This window comes from Arenibacter sp. P308M17, assembly GCF_003426735.1.
Taxonomy (GTDB): Bacteria; Bacteroidota; Bacteroidia; order Flavobacteriales; family Flavobacteriaceae; genus Arenibacter.
On the sequence record NZ_QVON01000007.1, the window covers coordinates 133,927 to 156,251 of the forward strand.

Below are 22,325 nucleotides of genomic sequence, written 5' to 3' on the forward strand. Positions count from 1 at the left end.
TAAAACCAATTAACTAATTATAACTGCTCACAATTCACACGTTTAAATTATTGTAATTACCGAACATTAAATTAATTAAAAAACCAGCCTGAACAGCTCGTCGGGCAGGTTGAGAACGCGTGTAACCGCTACGCTCTCACATTAAACCTGCCTGCCGGCAAGGCAGGAATTTTAAACATCCCTAATAACAATCGGGATGTGAATAAACTTTTAAAATTTATTAACGCTCGTTTCACAAGAAATTATTTTCAAATTCATAGCAATTTACTACCATAACAATCGAAATGGGAAACACCCTACCCCAACAATTATTTATATCTTTAAAAAACAAAAAAAGTTGATCATGGCCGCCAATTATTTAGATGAAATAAGGGAGGAGTTGCATAAGGTGACCACGGAAAAAGACCATCCTTTCCGATTATTTACACTGGCCACGGTAGGATTGGATCAGGTTGCCCGTTTGCGTACCGTTGTATTAAGGGAGGTTTCGGGTAATCTAAAACTGACCTTTTACACCGATAAGCGCTCAAAAAAAATTACACATATAAAAGAGAACAAAAAGGTAAGCCTGCTCCTATACCACCCTACCAAATTGCTACAATTAAAGATCGAAGGCACGGCAAACTGCAGGGATGACGATGCTACCAAAGAGAAATATTGGGGTACACTGGATAGCTACGCAAAAAAACAATATACCACAAGCCGATCTCCCGGAAGTAAGTTAACAGACCCCAGGGATATTACCTATTTAAATCAAGAGCATCATTTCTGCCTGGTAGAGATAACACCCCACAAAATGGAGTATCTAAAATTGTCCCGGCCCCATCATATCAGGGTCCGGTTCTCCAAAGTGGGCACAGAATGGGAAAACGAGTATTTGGTGCCTTAATTTCACTGCTTTTAGGACATCGAATCCAAAATTTTGGAAATATCCTTCTCGGTCGTATCCGGGTTTATAAAACAAAAACGTGCCACAGTTTCATCCATACCGTTTTGCCGGTATTTGGTCGGGGTCACAAGGGCAAAACCTTCCCGATGATTTTTATAGGTCCAATGGGTATAATCCTGGGGCAGCCATCCTTTTCTTCTGAAAAGCACACAGGAAAGACTTGGCTCCCTTACCAATTCTACCAAGGGATGCCGCTCTATTAATTGTCCTGCCAAACCGGCCAATCCAATTCCTTGTTCAACGGCCCAAGAATACTTATCGGTCCCGTGCATGGCCAGCGAAAACCAAAGTGGTAGGCCCCTTACCCTTCTGGTCAACTGTATTTGATAGTCCGAAGGATTGAAACCATGGGCACCTTCATCCTTAAATATTTCCAAATAGGAACCTTCCTGTGAATGCGCTTCTTTGGCCAACTCCGGATTCTTATAAATTATGGCCCCACAATCATAGGGAGAGAAAAGCCATTTATGCGGATCAATGGTTATACTGTCCGCCTTTTCTATCCCATGGAACAATGGCCGTGCCGATTTGGAGGCCAGGGCGCCTCCACCATAGGCAGCATCCACATGAAACCATAGGTTTTCTGTACTGCAAATTTGGGCAATACCGTATAAATCATCTATTATACCTGCATTAGTGGTGCCTCCGGTGGCCACAACGGCAAATAACCTACCCCTCTGTTGGGCATCCAAGGAACAGATGCGTTCTCTTAGGGCCTCCGCAGTCATCTGTTCCTCTGTTTCTACCAAAATTACATCGCAATCCATAACCTTGGCCATGGATTTTACCGATGAGTGGGCCCCTGAAGAGGTTATGATCAACCCCTTTTTATTCCCATTTTCCGGATTTTTCCTCCAATGCTCCCGGGCAGTGACCATACCCGATAAATTGGCCGCCGTACCACCGCTGGTAAATACCCCGAACGATCCCTTTGGCAGCCCGGTTAAGGACACCAACCATTTCATAGCCTCGTTTTCGCAAAAAATGCCACCGGCCCCTTCCATCCAATAGGCTCCGTGAATACTGGAGGCGGAAGTTACCAGATCGAACATGACCGCGGCCCTTGTTGGTGAGGCCGGGACAAATGCCAAATGTCTGGGATGATCAATGGGTACGGTAGCCTTTATCAACACCTCCTTAAACAAATGAAAGGCCCTTTCCCCTCCAATTCCTTCTGGAGTTACTGTTTCCCCTACTAGGGCCTTTAACTCCCTTTCCTTTTTGGGCTTGCCCAATTCCGGGGCCGGATGGGTAATTCGACCAATGGCGTATTTCATGACATCCAATGTCATTTCCACCATTTCAAAGTCTACTTTTTGCATGGACATAGTCTGTTTTTAACAAATATAGCCATTTTGATGGTGTGGAAACTTGTGGGGCAGGGCAATAAATAAGGTTGGATCAATCCATTTTTACGATGGAAAACGCACCGGAAAGTGGCCTAAGTGCTTTCATTAAATGCGGAATCAACCGCTCTCCATACTCTAGATAAAGTTCCGAGAAATTAAGGTGGCGTTCTTGAAGTGATTTATTGGGGAAGAGCTGGTTCTGAATTTCGGTCATGCGCACTACATGGTCCTGCAACTTCCTTTTTTGGGCCTTTAACAATCTTCCCTGTAAATTATCCAACCCCTTTAATTGCTTCACCTCCTGGGCCTTGACCGCCCCTAAAAAAGAAGCGTCCGTTTGGACGGCCAGATCGTACAGGTCCTTGAACTGCTCTTGCAAATATTTCTTTTGGGGAGCAAAGTCTATATCAATATTGGATATTTCCCTGATCTTCTTATTGATAAAACTACTTTGATTTAAAAATATGTCGGTCATAGAAATATTCATTCGCTCCAACTTCTCCTTCTGCTTCCCCGTAATCACCAAGGCCGAATTACGGAGCAATAAAATGGGAAAGGGCACCTTCAATTCTGTAAACATAGCTTTCAATTGCAGCCAATACGCCAATTCCCCGCCCCCTCCAATATAGCACAGATTAGGCAATACCACCTCTTGGTAAAGAGGCCTGGTAATCACATTGGGCGAAAAACGCTCAGGATAAGTCTCCAATTCATTCAGAATTTCCTCTTGACTAAATTCAATTTTAGTATCGTTGACATAAAATCTCCCATCCCGTTCCACAATCCGCTCCCGAACGCCATCCAACAGATAAAAATAATTGATTTCCCTTGGATTGACCTGAATACCGTAATTATCAGGTAATTCCTGCAGTTGCCCTATGGTTTCCATGACCTTTTTATATGAGGCATTTTCCAACAGATCGCGTTTTACATAGGGAACCAATAAACCCTTCAATTCCGTATGGTTCCCGTCCAATATCACCAGCCCGTGTTCCCCAAAAAGTTCATTGGCCAAAAAACGGGTGGCGTCGGAAAGGTTATCATGGCCCATATATGCCTTACCGAACAACTCCTTAAGCTTAGTGGCATTTATACTTTGGCCCATTTCATTGGACAAAGCTTCTAGGATAGGTTCAAGTCCATCCGTTGTCATTGGCCCTACCGCTCCTGTTACTGTTTTATTCCATTGTAATTTTTTCCCCTTAAAATTAAAATAGTTTATTTCTTCAAAATCATGATCCTCGGTTGCCATCCAATATATGGGCACAAAGTTGTTTTCCGGATTGGCCAGCTTCAGTTCTTTGGTCAAGTTTATGGTAGTAATGATCTTGTACAGGAAATATAATGGCCCCGTAAATAAATTTAATTGATGCCCCGTTACCACTGTAAAGGTAGAAGCTTCCTTTAGTAGTGATATATTTACCTTGGTGTCCTCCGAAATATCAATAGCCCTGTATTGATTTTTAAGTACGGAATACAAAACTTCACGATGGGTTATGGGAAAATTTTGCTTGGTCTTAATCTGCCCCGCAAACTGTTCAATTTGGGGCGGCCTATCATAAAAAGGGAATAAGGTTTCCTTTCCATCCAGATAATCACATATTAAATTGGAAAAATAACCGGTTTTCTTAAAGGGTATACTTTCAACTTCCATAGATAATGTTGGTAATAACGGGTAAAGATAAAATTATCCCTTTTTTCAGTTCCTAAAAATACGTTAAGAAGTTTAATTTATATTTTTTAATATAGACCCCATCCTTTAATTAGACAACTTAACCGATCCAAGAAATAACTAGCATCTTCGGAAGATAACCAATATCGCGAATATTCCTTAGATTTGGTTCCTGTCACATCAATGGATTTAAATGAAAAAACTTCTACTACCCTTTTTACTCCTTGTAACCGCCTTGGGCATTTCCCAAGCACTACAATCTCCTTCCGAATTTTTGGGTTATGAATTGGGATCCGAATTTACCCGGCACCATAAGGTGGTGGACTATTATAATTATCTGGCCGAGAATGCTCAGGATCGGGTTAAAATAGTGGCCTATGGAAATACCCATGAGCGTAGGCCCCTTATCGTAGCCTATATTTCCTCGCCCGAAAACATGGTTGCCCTAGAATCCATTAGGCAGGAGCACCTTAAGAACACTACTGGCCAGGGATTACCTACCAAGGCCATAGTCTGGCTGAGCTATAATGTTCATGGAAACGAAAGTGCAAGCACCGAAGCCTCCATGCAGACCATTTATGAACTTTTGACCAGCAAGTCCAATTACTTGGAAAATACGGTAGTAATCATGGATCCCTGCATTAATCCTGATGGTCGCGATAGATATGTCAACTGGTACAACCAATTTAAGAACACTCCCAACAATATAGACCCCAACAGTAAGGAACATCATGAAGGCTGGCTTAGCGGGCGTTCCAACCACTATATGTTCGACCTAAATCGTGATTGGGCTTGGCTCACACAGATCGAAAGTCGGCAACGCATAAAAATTTTCAACCAGTGGTTGCCCCATATCCATGTGGATTTCCACGAGCAGGGAGTGAACAACCCCTATTATTTTGCCCCTGCCGCAGAACCCTTTCATGAAGTGGTAACCGATTTTCAGCGCGACTTTCAGGTTACTATGGGGAAGAACCACGCCAAGTACTTTGATGCCAATGGCTGGTTTTATTTTACAAAAGAAATTTTTGATCTATTGTACCCTAGCTATGGCGATACCTATCCCACCTATAACGGGAGCATAGGAATGACCTACGAGCAGGGCGGCAGTGGGCGTGCCGGACTGGGAATAAATACTTATATAGGGGACACCCTTACCCTGCACGACCGCATTGCCCATCACCATACCACTGGTCTATCTACCGTGGAAGTAGCTTCGGAAAACGTAGAAAAATTAAATAGCGAGTTTAGGAAGTTCTATCTGGAAAAAAGCTTTAAATACAACAGCTATGTGATGAACGGGGATCCCGATAAAATAGAGATCCTAACGGAACTTTTCAGGTCCCATGGGATGACATACGGCTGGACCAAGGAAGGTACCGTAAAAGGACATCTGTACAGTTCGGGGAAATTGGGGGCCATGAAAACCACCCCTTCCAGTTTAGTAGTCTCCACCAACCAAACCAAAGGCACCCTGGCCCAGGTACTTCTGGAACCCAATACAAAGCTAAGCGATTCGCTTACCTATGATATAACGGCCTGGTCCCTGCCCTACGCCTACGGATTGGAGGCCATAGCTTCCCCAACCGTGGTGGAATACGGCCCTTCGGGGGACAAGATGGAATTCCCCTCCAAGGGAGCCCACATGGACCAACACGCCTATGCCTATATTTGCGATTGGACCAGCATGAAGGATGCCCGATTTCTGACCGCACTGCTCAAAGAGAATATCAGGGTGCGATTTGCTAAAAATCCTTTTCGGGCGGAAGGCAAAAAATTTGATAGGGGCAGCCTCATCGTTACCAAAGGGGACAACAAAAACAAGAAGGATTTTGTAGAGGCCATAGGCCGTATTGCACATAACAATAAGACCATATTGACGGCAACCAATACTGGATTTGTGGAAAATGGAAATGATTTTGGTTCCAGTTCCGTGCCAATGATTACGGATACCAGAATAGCACTGCTATCCGGCGAACCTACCAGCACCCTCGAATTTGGGGAAATTTGGCACTTTTTTGAACAGCAGCTCCACTATCCATTGACTGTTTTGGATACCGAGTATTATGACGAAATGGATTTATCCGAATACGATATCCTAATTCTCCCCAACGGGTGGTACAGCAAGTTCTTTACTGAAAATAAACTACAGGAACTGAAGGACTTTGTTACCAATGGGGGAAAGTTGATCGCCATGGAAGGTGCCATAAAAGGGATACATGGGGAACATGGGTTTGCCATCAAGGAAAAGGAAATTAAAAAAGACAGCACGGAAAATATACTTCCCTATGAAGAAGCGGAACGGGAAGACATCAAAAACGCCATCACAGGAGCTATTTTTAGAACCAAGGTGGACCAAACGCACCCCTTGGCATACGGTTACGGCGACCACTATTTTACCCTTAAGTTAGGTGATGATGCCTTTGAAAAATTAGAATCGGGAACAGTGGTCCATTTAGATGGCACCAATTCACATATTGCAGGATTTGCAGGAAGCGAGGCTAAGAAAAAAATTGCCAATACTTTGGTTTTCGGAGTAGAGGAAATGGGCAAGGGACAGATTATTTATATGGTGGACAACCCCTTGTTCCGGGGTTTTTGGGAAAATGGCAAACTCTTCTTTGTCAATGCCCTTTTTATGGTAAAATAATATAGTCGGTACAAATTTCCCGGTTTAAACGGCAGATCCAATATATAAACATGGTGAGCAGTCCTAATAAAATTGGACATAGGAAAAACTGAAACATGAAACATGAAAAATATTTTTGAGAAAAAGGTAGTAGACGAACTCATAGGAAGAATAGATAAATTAACCCCTAATAGTTCAGGTATTTGGGGTAAAATGAATGTTGCCCAAATGTTGGCCCACTGCAATGTGGCCTATGAAATGGTATATACGGAAAAGCATCCCAGACCTAAAGGGCCAATGAAACTAATTCTTAAACTTTTTGTAAAGCCAACAGTGGTCAATGAAAAACCATACAAAAAGAACAGTAGAACGGCCCCAGCCTTTCTAGTTGTGGACCAAAGGGACTTTGATAAGGAAAAGAAGCGATTAATAGATCATTTGATAAAAACCCAAGAGCTAGGGGAGGCTTACTTTCACAATAAGGAATCGCACTCTTTTGGCACTTTGACCAAAACGGAGTGGAACAATTTGTTCTATAAACACCTTAACCATCATTTGGAACAATTTGGAGTTTAGAAAATAAAGAATATTACCTTGGATCCCCTTATAAACCTCATATAATAAGCTTTACGACATTTTTTAATAAATATAATGTTTTTGAATATAATTCAATATTTTTGCAAATAAATCAAACCCATATTTAATTACCAATAATAAATTTATGAGAAAAATTACAGGCATTTATCTATTGACAATCTCCATTTTGCAATTCTCCTGTTCCCCAAAAGAAAATAAATTGGGCGACTTCAAATTGCTGCCCCAACCACAAGAATTTGAAGTTACAGGGGTTAGTTCAATTGCTTATGATCAAACCTTGAACACTGAGGCCAAAAATGGCGAAGCATTGCCTATAATTGACAAAGACATTCTTATGCTCGATGTAAATGAAGGAGACCCGGACCTAGTCTATGAAATAGATAACAGTTTGGACGTACCGGCGGAAGGTTATACCCTTACCATTACGGATGCACAGGTACATATTAAAGGTAAGGATGAAACTGGTTTGTTCTATGCATTCAAAACTTTGGAACAATTAATTTTGGACGCCAAGGACCAAAAGGTAAACCTGCCGTTAATCCAATTAAAGGATTACCCTTTATTGGCCTACCGTTCCGTACACTTGGATGTAAAACACCATTTGGAAAAGACGGAATACTATTATAAGTTATTGGATAAACTGGCCAGCTATAAGGTAAACGGTATTATTTTGGAAGTTGAGGACAAGTTAAAATTTAAACGGCAACCTACAGTAGCCTCCGCAGATGCCCTGAGTATTGGGGAATGGAAAAAGATCAGCGATTACGCCAAGGAGAGGCACATAGAAATAAGTCCGTTGGTACAAGGCCTGGGCCATGCCTCCTTTATCCTAAAGCATCCGGAATACATGGAACTTAGGGACAGCCCGGAAAGCGATTGGGCCTTTAACCCCTTGGACCCCAAAACCTACGAAGTACAATTTGACCTTTATTTGGATGCCATGGAGGCCTTTCCGTACGGAAAGTACCTGCATGTTGGTGGTGACGAAGTACACACCACTGGACGTGGTAGCAAGGAGTCGCCCTTAAAATTACAACTGATGTGGTTGGACAAAGTGGCCCAATTTGCGGAAGAACATGGAAAAACCCCTATTTTTTGGGACGATATGCCCCTTAAACAGGCCGATGTTTATGACCCCATGTTTGAAAAAGATATGACCCAGGAAGAAGTAGATCGGGTTTGGAAGGACAACGAGCACAAATTACTGGAGTTTCTGGACATCTTCCCCAAGAATTGCATCTACATGAGGTGGAACTATAGTTCGCCACAGGCATTGGGCAACATCAAGGCAATGCAGTGGTTTACAGACCATGGCATGGAGGTTATGGGGGCCACGGCGGGCCAGACGAGATGGGTCTTAATGCCGCAGGAAGAAAGCAATATGGAAAACATCCGATCTTTCGCGGTGAGCTCCATAGAAAGTGGTCTAAATGGATTGTTATTAACCCTTTGGGATGATGATTCACCACATTTTGAATTATATATGAGAGGTATTTTGGCTTTCGCGGAATATGCCTGGACAGGGGATAAGCGCAATAAGGAAGAGATAAAGAGCGCCTTCAGGCAAAGGGAATATGGATATACCATGGCCGATGACAACAAGGCTTTTATTACCGAGCTGGAATCGCCAGTGGCCTTTTGGAAGAATGCACTGCTGAAAGGAGATCAACGCAATTACCTTAAAAAGATGGAAGATCCTTTGAAAGAGGGGGTTATTGACTTTCCCGACAAAGAAAATATTGGAGCGTGGAGCCTGGCCAATGAAGATCGTTTAAGGACCGCTGCCCTTACTTTATCCCAAACAGATAGTATTGCAAAGAAAATAGAGAATGCCCGTTCACACGCCCTGCGCAACGACCATAACCTGCAAGTATATGAACAGGTTAACAAACTGGCCGGCTTTAGTCCAAAAATATTATTGGCCCTACGCGACTATGATATGGCAGAAAATAGGGAGAATATCATAGCAACCTCCACCAAGTTAAAGGAATTGCAGTCGGAATTTGGAAGCCTTAGAAAAGAATTGGAACAGGTCTATGGCAAAACCCGAATTTTGAGCAAACCGGACAACTATATCCTGGATCAGGACCATCATGTGCATTTGGCAAATCAATCCATAAATTTCGACTGGCAATTCTATGCCGAAATGTTGTTCCTTAAGAAGTTGGACCTAGAACTTGAAAAAGAGATTTACATGGAAAATGCGGATCCCTTAAAAAAATAAATCCCGGCCAAAATTACTACAGAAGAATTTGGGGATGAAATATCTTGAACCAATGTTAACAATAATAAGCGTTAAATTAAGTATATTTCGCCCCTAAATCCGATTTGATAACCGGGCTTAAGGAGTGTATATGAAAGAGAAGGAAGCCACCCGAATAAACAAATTTTTAAGTGAAATGGGCTATTGTTCGCGTAGGGCGGCGGACAAACTTATTGACCAAAGACGGGTGACCATTAACGGAAAAATTCCCGAAATGGGTACAAAAATTACCCTCGACGACGAAGTACGGGTAGATGGGATGCTTATTTCCGAACCACAGGAAAAACCCGTTTACATTGCCTTTAACAAACCCATTGGCATTGTCTGTACTACCGATACAAAGGTGGAGAAGGACAATATTATCGACTTCATAAATTACCCCAGTAGAATATTCCCTATTGGTAGATTGGACAAACCCAGTGAGGGGCTGATCCTATTGACCAATGACGGGGATATAGTAAATAAGATTCTAAGGGCCAGAAATAGGCACCAAAAAGAATATATTGTAACCGTAGATAGGCCCATTACCGAGACATTCTTGGAAAAAATGGCCAATGGGGTCCCCATTTTGGATAGGGTAACCCGAAAATGCGAAATCGAGGAATTGGACAAATTTCAATTCCGGATTGTTCTAACACAGGGACTTAATCGTCAGATAAGGCGAATGTGCGAATATCTAGGCTACAAAGTAACCGCCCTAAAGCGCATAAGGATAATGAATATTGAATTGGACGTTCCGGTAGGCAAATGGCGATATTTATCCGAAAAGGAATTGAGCGAAATCAATGAAATGATTTCCGGTTCTGAAAAGACCCATCACTAGCCAAAACACTTCTACCCCCAAATTTAATTTTGATAATAATAAGACCATGAAGATGGATGAAATAGAAAATATTGAGTTATTGTACCTTAGCCTGGACGACTATCAGGAGCTTAAATCGGCCATGATAGAATCCTACACCACTATGCCCGAATCATACTGGCAGAAGCATCAAATAGAGCATCTAATAAATAGATTTCCAGAGGGACAGGTGGTTATAAAGGTAAATAACCAAATCGCCGGATGTGCATTGTCCATTATTTTGGATTATGCACTATTTGAAGACAAGCATACCTACCAGCAGATCACGGGCAATTATACTTTTAACACCCATTCCCGGGAGGGTGACGTACTTTACGGTATAGATGTCTTTATAAAACCGGAGTATAGGGGAATGCGTTTGGGCAGAAGGTTGTACGACTACAGAAAAGATCTATGCGAACGTCTAAATTTGAAAGGGGTCGTCTTTGGCGGTAGAATCCCCAATTATCACAAATATATGGATAGCTTATCCCCAAAGGCCTATATAGACAAAGTAAAGCGTAAGGAAATAAACGATCCGGTACTTAATTTTCAGATATCCAACGATTTTCATCCCAGTAAAATTCTTAAGAACTATTTGGAAGGTGATTCCGACTCCAATGATTATGCCGTGCTTTTGGAATGGGACAACATCTACTATGAAAAAACGAACAAAAAGGCCAGTGTTGTAAAAAAGGTGGTTAGGGTAGGACTCATCCAATGGCAAATGAGGCCCTATAAAAATCTGGACGATGTACTTCAGCAGGCAGAGTATTTTGTAGATGCCGTTTCCGGCTATCGTTCAGACTTTGCCCTGTTCCCAGAATTCTTTAATGCCCCGCTTATGGCGGAGAACAATCATCTATCCGAGTCGGCCGCCATCCGGGAATTGGCCAAACACACCGCCACCATAGTTCAGCGCTTTTCGGAACTGGCTATTTCTTACAACATTAATATAATAACAGGGAGTATGCCGGAAATAAAGGAGGAAACGCTTTACAATGTTGGATACATCTGTAAGCGTGACGGCACCAAGGAACGATACGAAAAGCTCCATGTAACTCCAGATGAGGCAAGGGTATGGGGCATGCAGGGAGGCAACGAATTAAAGGTTTTTGATACGGATTGCGGAAAGATAGGTGTCCTGATCTGCTACGACTCCGAATTCCCTGAACTAAGCAGGTTACTGGCAGACGAAGGAATGGATATTTTGTTTGTCCCCTTCCTCACTGATACCCAAAACGGCTTTTCCAGAGTCAGATATTGTGCCCAGGCCAGAGCCATAGAAAATGAATGTTATGTGGCCATTGCCGGAAGCGTAGGCAACTTGCCCAAGGTACATAATATGGATATCCAATATGCCCAATCTATGGTTTTTACTCCCTGTGACTTTGCTTTTCCGGCCAATGGGATAAAGGCCGAAGCTACCCCAAACACAGAAATGATCCTGATCGTTGACCTAGATATAGACCTACTAAGGGAACTGAACCAATTTGGCAGCGTTAGAAACCTAAAAGATAGAAGAACGGATATTTTTGAGGTACGTAGAAAGCAGTAGAAGTGTTTTTGCAAAGGTGGCAACCCTGCCCAGACCGGTATAGGTATACAATGCCAATTTCCAAATGCAATGACTGTGCATTTATAGGACGAAAATCAAGGCTCCATTGGCAAGGACCCCACCATCTTGGGCATCCAAAAAATTAAACAATTTTTAGTAGAGTATTTCACTAAAAATCACTACCTTAGAGAGTCGACCGTTCATTGATATAAACTTTGAGTGCTTGGATCAAATTACTTTTGTCAACCTGCACCAACTACCATTCATAGCCTATGCCTCTGCACGTTTGATACCATAAAATTTAGACAGATGAAGTTCAAAAAAAATTCTTTTGGAAAAAATCCCCTTCTAGCTGCAGTATCTTTTTTATTGTTCTTAGGGGTACCGACCTCCGTTTCGGCGGCCTTCCTGTACCAAGAAATCCAGGAGCAGGAAAACCCGTTCAATCTATATCAAGGTAAAATTATTGATAGTGAAACCAATAATCCGCTGGTCTTCGCCACGCTCTCCATTGAAAACACGAATATTAGTACCGTCAGTAATACCGAGGGTTATTTTTCTTTAAAAGTTCCCAAAGATATTGAAGAGGGACAGGTCAGCGTTTCATTTTTGGGATACGAGACCAAAACTATTCCTTTAAGCCAGTTGAAGGAAAATAAAAACGAAATTGCCCTAGTGGTAAGCTTCATGGAATTATCCGAAGTAAAACTTGCGGTTCCAAAAGACGCAAAATCCCTGGTCAGGGAAACCCTGCTCAGGAAAGGTGAAAATTATTTTGACGACCCTACCTTAATGACAGCCTTTTATAGGGAAACCATTAAAAAAAGAAGAAAAAACGTTTCTTTATCAGAGGCCGTGGTCAATATTTACAAATCTCCCTACAATACCGATCGCAGGGATGCATTACAGCTTTACAAGGCAAGAAAGAGTACCGATTATGACAAATTGGACACCTTGGCCATTAAACTGCAAGGAGGACCATTTAATACACTCTTTGTAGACATGATCAAATACCCACAATATATCTTTACGGAAGAAACCTTCGATGATTACAACTTTAGCTTTGAAAATTCTACCAAAGTTGATGACAGGCTTATCTTTGTCATCAATTTTAAACAAAAGGAATCCATTTTGGACCCATTGTACCAAGGCAAGTTGTATATAGATGCCGATAAAAAAATACTGACCAGTGCCATCTATTCCCTCAACATTACCGATAGGGAAAAGGCCTCCAAAATGTTTGTCCGCAAAAAACCTGTCCATGCCAATGTTTGGCCAACCGATATTGCCTACCGTGTGGATTACAGGGAAAAGAACGGAAAATGGTACTACGGATACAGTAATGTGCTCTTGGAATTTAAAATAAATTGGGACGATCGCCTATTCAATTCGGTATATAGCATGACCTGTGAAATGGCCATTACGGACTGGGAGAAGAACATCACCGGCGAATCTCCCAAATTCAAGGACCGTATTAAATCTTCCATGATATTGGAGGACGAGGCCATTGGATTTTCAGATCCCGATTTTTGGGGAGAGTACAATATTATAGAACCTGAAAAATCTATAGAATCTGCCATAAAGAAAATACAAAGGCAACTAAAAAGGTCCAAATCCAAAGAGGACTCATCCTCCTTGGGAATGTAGCAAATTTATATTTGAAGAAGGAAGTCTGCCACTTATATGGCGGACTTTTTTTATATATTTAGGTGTTACCAAATAAGATTAATGAAAAAAAGGAGACAGTTCTTTAAGACGGCCATTGGGGCAGGCATGGCCGGCCTGCTACCGGCATCCCTATTGGCCCATACACAAGAAAAAAAACCGCCTCCCCACACCCTTAGGCCCAAAGCATTAAAAAGAGGGGATACCATTGGCCTCATTGCCCCTGGCTACGCCATAAAACCCGAGATTTTGATGGAAGCCAAGGAAACTTTGGAAAAAATAGGATTTATACCTTACCATACGGATCGCATACATGGCAACCATGGTTACTTTAGCAATACGGATGGGGAAAGGGCAACCGATCTCAACGAAATGTTCGCCAATAAAAATGTGGACGGCATCCTGTGTGCAAGGGGAGGGTACGGATGTACCAGGATCATGCACTTGATAGATTATGGACTAATTGGAAAAAACCCCAAAGCTTTAATCGGTTTTAGCGATATTACGGCCCTCTTGAACGGCATACATCAGGAAACCGGCCTTATTACTTTTCACGGGCCCGTAGGCAGCACCATCAATGACCCTTACAGCATTGGGCATTTATTAAATGTGGTCATGAATTCCAAAAAATTGCCACCACCCATTACCAATATCGAAATTACGGACCAAGAGGAATATAGCAAACCCGAATATGGCCGATATTGTATTAATCCTGGGATTGTCTCGGGAAAATTGGTAGGGGGCAGTCTAACTTTGGTAAATGCCCTGATAGGAACCCCCCATGAAATAGATTTTACAGATGCCCTGGTCTTTCTTGAAGATGTTGAAGAAGCCCCCTATCGTATAGACCGGATGCTGACCCAATTAATACAGGGCAAGACCTTTGGTAAGGCGGCAGGTATTGTTTTGGGCGTTTTTAATGGGTGCGACAGTGTTCCAGGTCCCGAATCGTTTACACTTAAGGAAGTGGTACAGGACAGAATCAAACCCTTGGGAATACCGGCTGTTTACGGCATGACATTCGGCCATATTGAAAACAACTTTACTTTGCCAATAGGGATCAAGGCGAGATTGGATACCCACCAAATGACACTGCAATTATTGGAAAAGGCGGTCCAATAAATAAATTCCAACCGTTTTTAAACCCTGCACCCCAAAAATATCGGAATCAGGTTCTTTAAACTTTGGGCGGCCATATAGTTGGCAAAAAATGGATTTCACTGCCTATTGCCTATTGCAGAAAACAAACCGAATGGTTTCAATTGGCCACCTCGCTAATAAATTTCAGTCGGTACAATCTAAGTTCCTCATCCTCGTATTCTCCATCAAATTCCTTTAAGGCCACTTCAAGATCATCCGTATTGGCTTCCAAGAAATAATCATGGATTTCCTCCTGCTGATCCTCGTCCAGAATCTCATCGATCCAATAAGCGATATTCAATTTGGTACCACTAAAGACAATCTGTTCCATCTCCTTGATCAATTCGCCCAATTCCAGTCCCTTGGCGGAAGCAATATCGTCCAATGGCAATTTTCTATCAACATTCTGAATGATATAAAGCTTAAGGGAGGAATTGGCGCCCGTACTTTTTACGATCAGATCATCGGGCCTTAAAATATTGTTATCCTCAACATAGGCAGCAATCTGATCTACAAAGGGTTTGCCATATTTTTTTGCCTTACCTTCCCCAACGCCATAGATATTGACCAATTCATCTAGGGATATAGGATATTTCAGGGCCATATCCTCCAAGGAGGGGTCCTGAAAAACAACAAAAGGCGGAACCCCTAATTTATGGGCCTCCTTTTTTCTTAAATCCTTTAAAATCTTTAACAGATTATCATCGGCTACACCAGCTGAAGATTTGGCAGCGCTTACAATGGCATCATCGGTCTCCTTATTGTAAACATGGTCCATCGTCATCATAAATGAAGTTGGATTCTTTACAAATTCCTTCCCTAGGGGGGTTACATGTAAAATTCCGTATTGTTCAATTTCCTTTCTAAGCAGACCGGCGACCAAGGTCTGCCGTATCAAGGCCATCCAATAGCCTTTATCCTTATCCTTTCCGATACCAAAAAATTCCTTTTCATCGGTCTTGTGAGAGGAAATCAAGGCATTTACCTTACCTACCAGGGCCCTAACAATCTCTTTGGACTTGAATTTTTCACTGGTGCCTGTTACTACACCGATCAGCTTAACCACATCGTCCTTGGCCTCCTGCTTTTCCTTGGGGTTTCTAGTATTGTCGTCCATATCGGCCCCCTCACCGTTTACCTCATCAAATTCCTCCCCAAAATAATGCAGTATGAATTTTCTTCGGGACATGGAAGTTTCCGCATAACCTACTATTTCCTGTAACAGGGCGTTTCCTATCTCCTGTTCCGCCACGGGCTTGCCCGACATAAATTTTTCCAATTTTTCCACATCCTTATAGGAATAGAAGGCAAGGCAATGGCCCTCTCCCCCATCCCTTCCGGCCCTACCTGTCTCCTGATAGTAGCTTTCTATACTCTTTGGAATATCGTGATGGATTACAAAGCGTACGTCCGGTTTATCGATTCCCATCCCAAAAGCAATGGTGGCAACCACTACATCTACATCCTCCATAAGGAACATGTCCTGGTGCCTGGACCTGGTCTTACCATCCAATCCGGCATGATATGGCACCGCACTGACCCCGTTCACCTGTAGTACTTGGGCCAACTCCTCCACACGTTTTCTACTAAGACAATAAATAATGCCCGACTTGCCCGAATTTTGCTTTATAAAACGAATGATGTCACTATCAACATTTTGGGTTTTGGGCCTAACTTCGTAATAAAGATTAGGTCTATTGAAACTGGCCTTGAACACCTTGGCATCCATTATGCCCAAGTTCTTGATAATATCTTCCTGTACCTTGGGGGTCGCGGTAGCTGTTAGGGCAATAAGCGGAATCTTATCTCCCAACCTACCGACGATAGATTTCAAATTACGGTATTCCGGCCTAAAATCGTGGCCCCATTCCGAAATACAATGGGCCTCGTCCACTGCCACGAAAGATATGGTCTCCCCCTGTAAAAAGTCTACATATTCCTCCTTGGTCAAGGATTCCGGAGCCACATATAAAAGCTTGGTTATACCACTGCTTACATCGCTTTTCACCTGTCTGATCTCGGTCTTTGTCAACGAAGAGTTCAAGACATGGGCCACCCCTATCTCACTGGAAACGTCCCTAATGGCATCTACCTGGTTTTTCATCAAGGCGATCAACGGTGATACCACAATGGCAGTTCCTTCCTGCATCAGGGCGGGCAATTGATAACAAAGGGATTTCCCACCACCAGTAGGCATGATCACAAAGGTATTGTTCCCTTGTACAATATTCTTAACAACATTTTCCTGTAAACCTTTGAATTGGGAGAATCCAAAATACTTTTTTAGAGAGGCATGTAAATCAATCTCATTTATACCCATACCGTACTACACCATTATTAATATTAAAATAGGCTACACTGCCAAAAATCAAATTCCTTAAGTTAAAGAATTTTTATCTTTTAAATACGTATTTGTGCGAAATAAATTTGTTCAAATTTAAAATATCCTATAAACTTAAGTTTATGTAATTTTGTAAAATAAAGATAAGACTTTCTTTTAGGAAAATCATCACCTAATTATAATTTACTTTGAGCGACACCAAAGCTATATTGGCCATAGCAAAGAAAACCATAGAAAATGAGGCCAAGGCTATATCCCATTTAGCGACTCTCTTGAACGAAGATTTTTCCAATGCGGTGGAATGCATCAGACATTCTAAAGGCAGGGTCATTATTTCCGGAGTTGGAAAAAGTGCCCTTATCGCTTCCAAAATTGTTGCCACCCTAAATTCTACAGGTACCCCATCCATATTTATGCATGCGGCCGATGCCATACACGGCGATCTTGGCACCGTACAGCAAGACGATGTGGTGATCTGCATATCCAAAAGTGGCAATACTGCCGAAATTAAGATGCTGGTGCCCTTAATAAAACGGGGCAGGAACAAATTGATAGGCATGACCGGGAACCCTGATTCCTATTTGGCGGGCCAGGCCGACTTTATTTTAAACACCTATGTGGAAAAAGAGGCCTGCCCCAACAACCTGGCGCCCACTACCAGTACAACTGCCCAATTGGTCATAGGGGATGCCCTGGCCATCTGCCTTTTGGAACTCAAGGGGTTTAGCAGTAAGGACTTTGCAAAATACCACCCGGGAGGTGCACTTGGAAAAAAGTTATATTTAAGGGTAGGCGATATTGCCGGTAACAATCAGATCCCGCAGGTACGCACCAACAGTGACGTAAAATCCGTGATTATAGAGATCTCCGAAAAAATGTTGGGCGCTACAGCGGTATTGGAAGACCAAAAAATAGTTGGGATAATAACGGATGGCGATATAAGGCGAATGCTCAATAAATATGACAATATTTATGGCTTAACCGCCAAGGACATCATGAGTGTTTCCCCTAAAACAATAACCTCGGGTGTCCTCGCCGTAAAGGCTTTGGAAATAATGCAGGCCAATAATATATCACAATTATTGGTTGTTGATGGAGGGAATTACAAAGGAATAGTACATTTACACAATTTAATTAAAGAAGGAATACTGTAATGGCAAAAAAGATTAAGTCCCCAAATGAAATGTCCTTCCTGGACCATTTGGAAGAACTAAGATGGCATTTGATAAGATCGGTCTTGGCCATAGTTATAATAGGGGGAGGAGCTTTTTTAATGAAAAGCTTTATTTTCGACGTTGTCATTTTTGGGCCAATGATGCCCGATTTCCCTACCTATCATGTGTTTTGTGATTTTTCCAAAATGCTGGGCTTTAGTGAGGCATTTTGTAATACTGAACCGGAATTTACGGTACAGAGTAGGCAAATGTCCGAACAGTTCTCCGCACATATCTGGACCTCCATATGGGCCGGTTTTATCATTGGATTCCCCTATGTGCTATACGAATTATGGAAATTTATTGCTCCCGGGCTGTACGACAATGAACGACAGAATGCAAGGGGATTTATTTTTATAGCTTCTACCTTATTCTTTATGGGCGTTTTGTTCGGGTATTATGTAGTAGCCCCTTTATCCATTAACTTTTTAGGAAGTTATTCCATAAGCGACTCCGTAGTACGGGAAATAGATCTATTATCCTATATCTCTACCGTAAGGGCGGCCGTAATTGCCTGCGGTCTCATATTTGAATTGCCCATTATCATTTATTTCTTGACCAAAGTAGGGTTGGTTACCCCGGAAATACTCCGCAAATACAGAAAAATTGCCCTTGTAGTTGTACTTATTATATCCGCTGTGATTACCCCTCCTGACGTGGCCAGCCAAATTATTGTCGCAGTACCTATATTAATCCTTTATCAGTTAAGCATCTATATTTCCAAAATGGTATTAAAAAGGGAAGCGAAAAAAGAAAAGAAAAGGAATGCAAAATCAAGTTAAGGAATTTAACGACTGTCGTTCCAAAATGAACGAAAAGCTGTTGGCAGACAACAACAAGATCATAAAAAGGATCTTTAACCTGGATATCAATGCCTAAGCCGTCGGTGTCCTGGATATAAAGACCAAGGAACTATTGGGATTGGTGGCCTCGGCGGCACAATAGTGGCCCCACCTAAGAAGGGCCTATACATATTGGGAGGAACTGGAAAACCAAGTAGGTTAAAAAAATTACAATATCTTTTCCCAAACTAATTTAAGGCTTAGTTTTGTTCCACCCGTCCTTACCGCCGCGGACGGACCGGAAATCCTGTCCAACGAACGGACAGGTACAGACCCAAGGCTAGGAGAATCTATAGATAGAAAGGTACTATGAAGTTAAGAGCAGATAATATTATGAAGTCCTATCGAGGGCGACAGGTAGTGAAGGGAATTTCCTTGGAGGTCAACCAAGGGGAGATCGTGGGTCTATTGGGCCCCAATGGTGCCGGAAAAACCACCTCGTTCTATATGATAGTAGGCCTAATAAAACCCAATGGCGGCAATATTTATCTGGATAAAATGGAAATTACGCGCTTCCCCATGTACAAAAGGGCGCAAAATGGCATTGGATATTTGGCCCAAGAAGCCTCCGTATTTAGAAAATTGAGCATCGAAAAAAATATTCTGAGCGTACTCCAGTTGACCAAATTGAGCAAGAAGGAGCAGCTGATGAAGATGGAATCGCTCATAGAGGAATTTGGTCTGGGACACATCCGCAAAAACCGGGGCGATCTTTTATCCGGAGGCGAAAGAAGACGTACCGAAATAGCAAGGGCCCTGGCTACAGATCCAAAATTCATTTTATTGGACGAACCTTTTGCGGGAGTGGATCCCGTGGCCGTTGAGGATATTCAGAAAATTGTGGCCCAACTCAAAAATAAGAATATAGGCATCTTAATTACCGACCACAACGTACAGGAAACTTTGGCAATTACCGAACGTTCCTATCTTATGTTTGAAGGGGGCATCCTAAAATCCGGGATTCCCGAAGATTTGGCGGCCGATGAAATGGTCCGCAAAGTGTATTTGGGACAAAATTTTGAGCTGCGAAGGAAAAAATTGGATTTTTAATCAAATCCTTTACCCCGGATTTGTACAAAACAACTATCCTTATAACGTTCGGAACATTTATTAAAGGTCAATATGTACAGGCTATTAATCGGTTTTTTGGACTTTTAGGTTACTTACCATAGAACTAATGACATAAAAGGCTATGATGCCCGGAATTGCCATATATTTCATGGTAAGTATAAGCACAAAACTTACCGTTATAAAAATATAGCGCAGGGCGTTGTCCTTAAAACTCCAATTTTTAAACTTCAGGGCAAACAATGGAATACGGGCATTAAGCAGATAGGAACTCAATAGCGTAGTCCCTATCAAAAACCATTTGTTCAAAATTATGGCATTTAAATAATCGTTGTTGTGATATAGCAATATTAAGGGGAAGGAAAGTATCAACAAGGCATTGGCCGGTGTTGGGAGCCCTACAAAAGAGGAAACCTGATTTTCATCCAGATTAAACTTAGCCAATCGATAGGCCGAGGCCAGGGTAATCAGAAACCCGAAATAAGGAATCAAAGGAATATCGGGTGTGGCCGAATCCAAATGCAGTCCGATGTTCCATCCACCGCTATAGGACATGTTCAACAACTGAAACATCACTATACCGGGTACCAATCCGCTCGTAATTACATCGGCCAAGGAATCCAATTGCAGTCCCAATTCACTTTTTACCTTCAAGGCCCTAGCGGCCAATCCATCAAAAAAATCAAAAAAAATACCTAAAAAGACAAAAAAAGCGGCCATCTCCAACTTGTTCAAAACCGCAAACACGGTGGCTATACAACCACAAAAAACATTCAATAGGGTAATGATATTCGGAATATGGCTCTTCATCGGTCTTGTTTTTACTTGGTTCTACAGCGACATTTGCCTATCGCAACTTCGGTATTCTCCTGTAAAAATACCATTTATTAAAAAATGCTGTTAAAATATATCCTGTTTTTTATAATAGCTAATACTATCCGTCTTAAATCTTATAAATTATTCGATATTTGCGTTGATAATTTCAAAAAAATAGTGGCTCCCTATAGTATATGACCATCAGGATTCTTTTTATTATATTCTTTTTGGGCCCGATCTTCCACGGCGCCGCACAGCTAAGGGAGTTATCGCCAGAATCCCAAATAAGCGTTTTAACTTGTGGCTCAGGAAGTGACCTCTATACCACTTTTGGACATAGTGCCTTTAGGGTCCAAGATCCTTCCCAAGGATTGGACGTGGTCTATAATTATGGGACTTTTAATTTTGACCCGCCCGTGTTCTATGTGGAGTTTGCCATGGGCAAGTTAAACTATTCCCTGAGCAAGCAGAGCATGCCCAACTTTTTGTACGCCTACGAAATGGAGAATAGATGGGTAAAAGAACAGCTCTTGCAACTCAACCCAACCGAAAGGAATGATTTATTCCTATTTTTGGAAAAAAATTATCTCCCGGAAAATAGGGATTACAAATACGATTTCTTTTTTAACAATTGTGCCACCAAAATTGGGGACGTACTTCAGGAGGCCCTGGGCAAAAACCTACATTTTAATGAAGGTCATTTGGAAAAAAACTATACCTTCAGGCAGCTTATACACCAAAACTTATTTACCAATTCATGGTCCAGCTTTGGCATAGACCTAGCCTTAGGAGCTATAATAGATAAAACCGCCACCCTTAAAGAACATATGTTTTTGCCCCTGTACGTTTCGGAACAATTGAACAATACCACCTTGTCCGAAAACGATTTGGTAGTTAGGGAGCGGTCTGTTCTAACCACTGTAAAAAGGGAGGAAAAGGGATATTTTTTGGCCTCTCCCCTATTTTGGATATTGGCCATGGTATTGTTTGTTCTGACCATCACCTATATCGACTATAAGAATCATGTTAGAAGCAGGCTAATGGATTCCATATTATTTTTTGTTACCGGGCTGGCCGGTGTTGTACTCATTTTCCTATGGTTTTTTACCGATCATACGGCCACCGCCAATAATTTTAATATCCTATGGGTATTTCCGCTAAATTTAATTATTGGCTTTTTCATTGTTAAAAAGAACAACGCCCCCAGTTGGTTGCCCAAATACTTATTATTTTTGTTGGGATTATTGGGCTTAACCATGTTTTTGGCAGTATTTAGAGTACAAGTGTTCTCCCCCTTGGCCATTCCCCTTTGGATAATGCTTGGCGTTAGATATCTCTTTTTATGGAAGTTTTTCCGACAACACACCAGTTTAAAATAACA

16 protein-coding genes and 1 pseudogene are annotated in these 22,325 nt (G+C 41.9%); 13 read left to right on the forward strand and 4 right to left on the reverse strand.

The genetic code is table 11. The features are described from left to right. Nucleotides 1-343 precede the first annotated feature (343 nt). Nucleotides 344-889: a pyridoxamine 5'-phosphate oxidase family protein gene (locus tag D0S24_RS16705; protein WP_117020966.1), complete on the forward strand. Its 546-nt coding sequence runs from the start codon at nt 344-346 to the stop codon at nt 887-889. Between the two features lie 11 nt (nt 890-900). Here the strand turns inward: D0S24_RS16705 and D0S24_RS16710 are convergent, their stop codons facing one another. Beyond that, nucleotides 901-2,271 (reverse strand): pyridoxal-dependent decarboxylase, encoded by a 1,371-nt coding sequence (locus tag D0S24_RS16710; protein WP_117021075.1) that lies wholly within the window; start codon nt 2,269-2,271, stop codon nt 901-903. A gap of 79 nt (nt 2,272-2,350) precedes the next feature. Next, nucleotides 2,351-3,952: a bacillithiol biosynthesis cysteine-adding enzyme BshC gene (gene bshC / locus D0S24_RS16715; protein ID WP_117020967.1), complete on the reverse strand. Its 1,602-nt coding sequence runs from the start codon at nt 3,950-3,952 to the stop codon at nt 2,351-2,353. Between the two features lie 211 nt (nt 3,953-4,163). On the opposite strand from bshC, the gene D0S24_RS16720 reads away from it, so the two are divergent. From D0S24_RS16720 to D0S24_RS16750, 7 genes are all read left to right on the forward strand, one after another. Beyond that, nucleotides 4,164-6,620, forward strand: a complete 2,457-nt coding sequence (locus tag D0S24_RS16720) for a M14 family metallopeptidase (protein WP_117020968.1) — start codon at nt 4,164-4,166, stop codon at nt 6,618-6,620. Nucleotides 6,621-6,722: 102 nt separating this feature from the next. After that, complete coding sequence (locus tag D0S24_RS16725) at nt 6,723-7,175, forward strand: DUF1569 domain-containing protein (protein WP_117020969.1); 453 nt, start codon at nt 6,723-6,725, stop codon at nt 7,173-7,175. A 145-nt stretch (nt 7,176-7,320) separates the two neighbouring features. After that, on the forward strand, nt 7,321-9,420 hold the full coding sequence (locus tag D0S24_RS16730; protein ID WP_117020970.1) for a family 20 glycosylhydrolase: 2,100 nt from the start codon (nt 7,321-7,323) through the stop codon (nt 9,418-9,420). A 130-nt stretch (nt 9,421-9,550) separates the two neighbouring features. After that, on the forward strand, nt 9,551-10,282 hold the full coding sequence (gene rluF / locus D0S24_RS16735) for a 23S rRNA pseudouridine(2604) synthase RluF (RefSeq protein ID WP_117020971.1): 732 nt from the start codon (nt 9,551-9,553) through the stop codon (nt 10,280-10,282). 46 nt (nt 10,283-10,328) lie between these two features. Further along, complete coding sequence (locus D0S24_RS16740) at nt 10,329-11,858, forward strand: carbon-nitrogen hydrolase family protein (RefSeq protein ID WP_117020972.1); 1,530 nt, start codon at nt 10,329-10,331, stop codon at nt 11,856-11,858. 309 nt (nt 11,859-12,167) lie between these two features. Next, nucleotides 12,168-13,505: a carboxypeptidase-like regulatory domain-containing protein gene (locus tag D0S24_RS16745; RefSeq protein ID WP_117020973.1), complete on the forward strand. Its 1,338-nt coding sequence runs from the start codon at nt 12,168-12,170 to the stop codon at nt 13,503-13,505. An 81-nt stretch (nt 13,506-13,586) separates the two neighbouring features. Then, complete coding sequence (locus D0S24_RS16750; protein WP_117021076.1) at nt 13,587-14,645, forward strand: LD-carboxypeptidase; 1,059 nt, start codon at nt 13,587-13,589, stop codon at nt 14,643-14,645. Nucleotides 14,646-14,781: 136 nt separating this feature from the next. On the opposite strand, the gene recQ is transcribed toward D0S24_RS16750, so the two are convergent. Continuing rightward, nucleotides 14,782-16,983, reverse strand: coding sequence for a DNA helicase RecQ (recQ, locus tag D0S24_RS16755; RefSeq protein WP_117020974.1), 2,202 nt, complete (start codon nt 16,981-16,983; stop codon nt 14,782-14,784). 209 nt (nt 16,984-17,192) lie between these two features. Here recQ and D0S24_RS16760 point away from each other — a divergent pair, with 209 nt between their 5' ends. The 4 genes and pseudogenes from D0S24_RS16760 (at nt 17,193) to lptB (ending at nt 20,110) form a co-directional block, all read left to right on the forward strand. Continuing rightward, nucleotides 17,193-18,158 carry an SIS domain-containing protein gene (locus D0S24_RS16760; protein ID WP_117020975.1) on the forward strand — a complete coding sequence of 322 codons (966 nt, stop codon included), beginning with the start codon at nt 17,193-17,195 and terminating at the stop codon, nt 18,156-18,158. Further along, the gene (gene tatC, locus D0S24_RS16765) at nt 18,158-19,000 is read left to right on the forward strand and encodes a twin-arginine translocase subunit TatC (protein ID WP_117020976.1); all 843 of its coding nucleotides are present in this window, start codon (nt 18,158-18,160) and stop codon (nt 18,998-19,000) included. Before D0S24_RS16760 ends, tatC begins: the two co-directional genes overlap by 1 nt. Then, nucleotides 18,984-19,094, forward strand: a pseudogene (locus D0S24_RS21465) (carboxymuconolactone decarboxylase family protein); the annotation flags it as partial. The gene tatC and the pseudogene D0S24_RS21465, both read left to right, overlap by 17 nt. Before the next feature lie 275 nt (nt 19,095-19,369). Beyond that, entirely contained in the window at nt 19,370-20,110 is a 741-nt protein-coding gene (lptB, locus tag D0S24_RS16775; protein ID WP_117020977.1) for an LPS export ABC transporter ATP-binding protein, read from the forward strand. An 84-nt stretch (nt 20,111-20,194) separates the two neighbouring features. Here lptB and D0S24_RS16780 read toward each other — a convergent pair whose 3' ends face one another. Beyond that, on the reverse strand, nt 20,195-20,938 hold the full coding sequence (locus D0S24_RS16780) for a phosphatidylcholine/phosphatidylserine synthase (protein WP_117020978.1): 744 nt from the start codon (nt 20,936-20,938) through the stop codon (nt 20,195-20,197). A gap of 200 nt (nt 20,939-21,138) precedes the next feature. Between D0S24_RS16780 and D0S24_RS16785 the strand changes: the two genes are divergently transcribed. Then, a complete protein-coding gene (locus D0S24_RS16785; RefSeq protein ID WP_117020979.1) occupies nt 21,139-22,323 on the forward strand; it encodes a DUF4105 domain-containing protein in 1,185 nt (394 codons plus the stop codon). Nucleotides 22,324-22,325: the final 2 nt, after the last annotated feature.

Bases quoted from the DNA above. Each gene is read 5' to 3' on its own strand.
- lptB (WP_117020977.1), top strand. From the start codon at position 19,370: ATGAAGTTAAGAGCAGATAATATTATGAAGTCCTATCGAGGGCGACAG.
- D0S24_RS16750 (WP_117021076.1), top strand. From the start codon at position 13,587: ATGAAAAAAAGGAGACAGTTCTTTAAGACGGCCATTGGGGCAGGCATG.
- D0S24_RS16720 (WP_117020968.1), top strand. From the start codon at position 4,164: ATGAAAAAACTTCTACTACCCTTTTTACTCCTTGTAACCGCCTTGGGC.
- rluF (WP_117020971.1), top strand. From the start codon at position 9,551: ATGAAAGAGAAGGAAGCCACCCGAATAAACAAATTTTTAAGTGAAATG.
- D0S24_RS16725 (WP_117020969.1), top strand. From the start codon at position 6,723: ATGAAAAATATTTTTGAGAAAAAGGTAGTAGACGAACTCATAGGAAGA.
- D0S24_RS16780 (WP_117020978.1), bottom strand. From the start codon at position 20,938: ATGAAGAGCCATATTCCGAATATCATTACCCTATTGAATGTTTTTTGT.
- D0S24_RS16785 (WP_117020979.1), top strand. From the start codon at position 21,139: ATGACCATCAGGATTCTTTTTATTATATTCTTTTTGGGCCCGATCTTC.
- bshC (WP_117020967.1), bottom strand. From the start codon at position 3,952: ATGGAAGTTGAAAGTATACCCTTTAAGAAAACCGGTTATTTTTCCAAT.
- D0S24_RS16745 (WP_117020973.1), top strand. From the start codon at position 12,168: ATGAAGTTCAAAAAAAATTCTTTTGGAAAAAATCCCCTTCTAGCTGCA.
- D0S24_RS16730 (WP_117020970.1), top strand. From the start codon at position 7,321: ATGAGAAAAATTACAGGCATTTATCTATTGACAATCTCCATTTTGCAA.
- D0S24_RS16710 (WP_117021075.1), bottom strand. From the start codon at position 2,271: ATGCAAAAAGTAGACTTTGAAATGGTGGAAATGACATTGGATGTCATG.
- D0S24_RS16740 (WP_117020972.1), top strand. From the start codon at position 10,329: ATGAAGATGGATGAAATAGAAAATATTGAGTTATTGTACCTTAGCCTG.
- tatC (WP_117020976.1), top strand. From the start codon at position 18,158: ATGGCAAAAAAGATTAAGTCCCCAAATGAAATGTCCTTCCTGGACCAT.
- D0S24_RS16705 (WP_117020966.1), top strand. From the start codon at position 344: ATGGCCGCCAATTATTTAGATGAAATAAGGGAGGAGTTGCATAAGGTG.
- recQ (WP_117020974.1), bottom strand. From the start codon at position 16,983: ATGGGTATAAATGAGATTGATTTACATGCCTCTCTAAAAAAGTATTTT.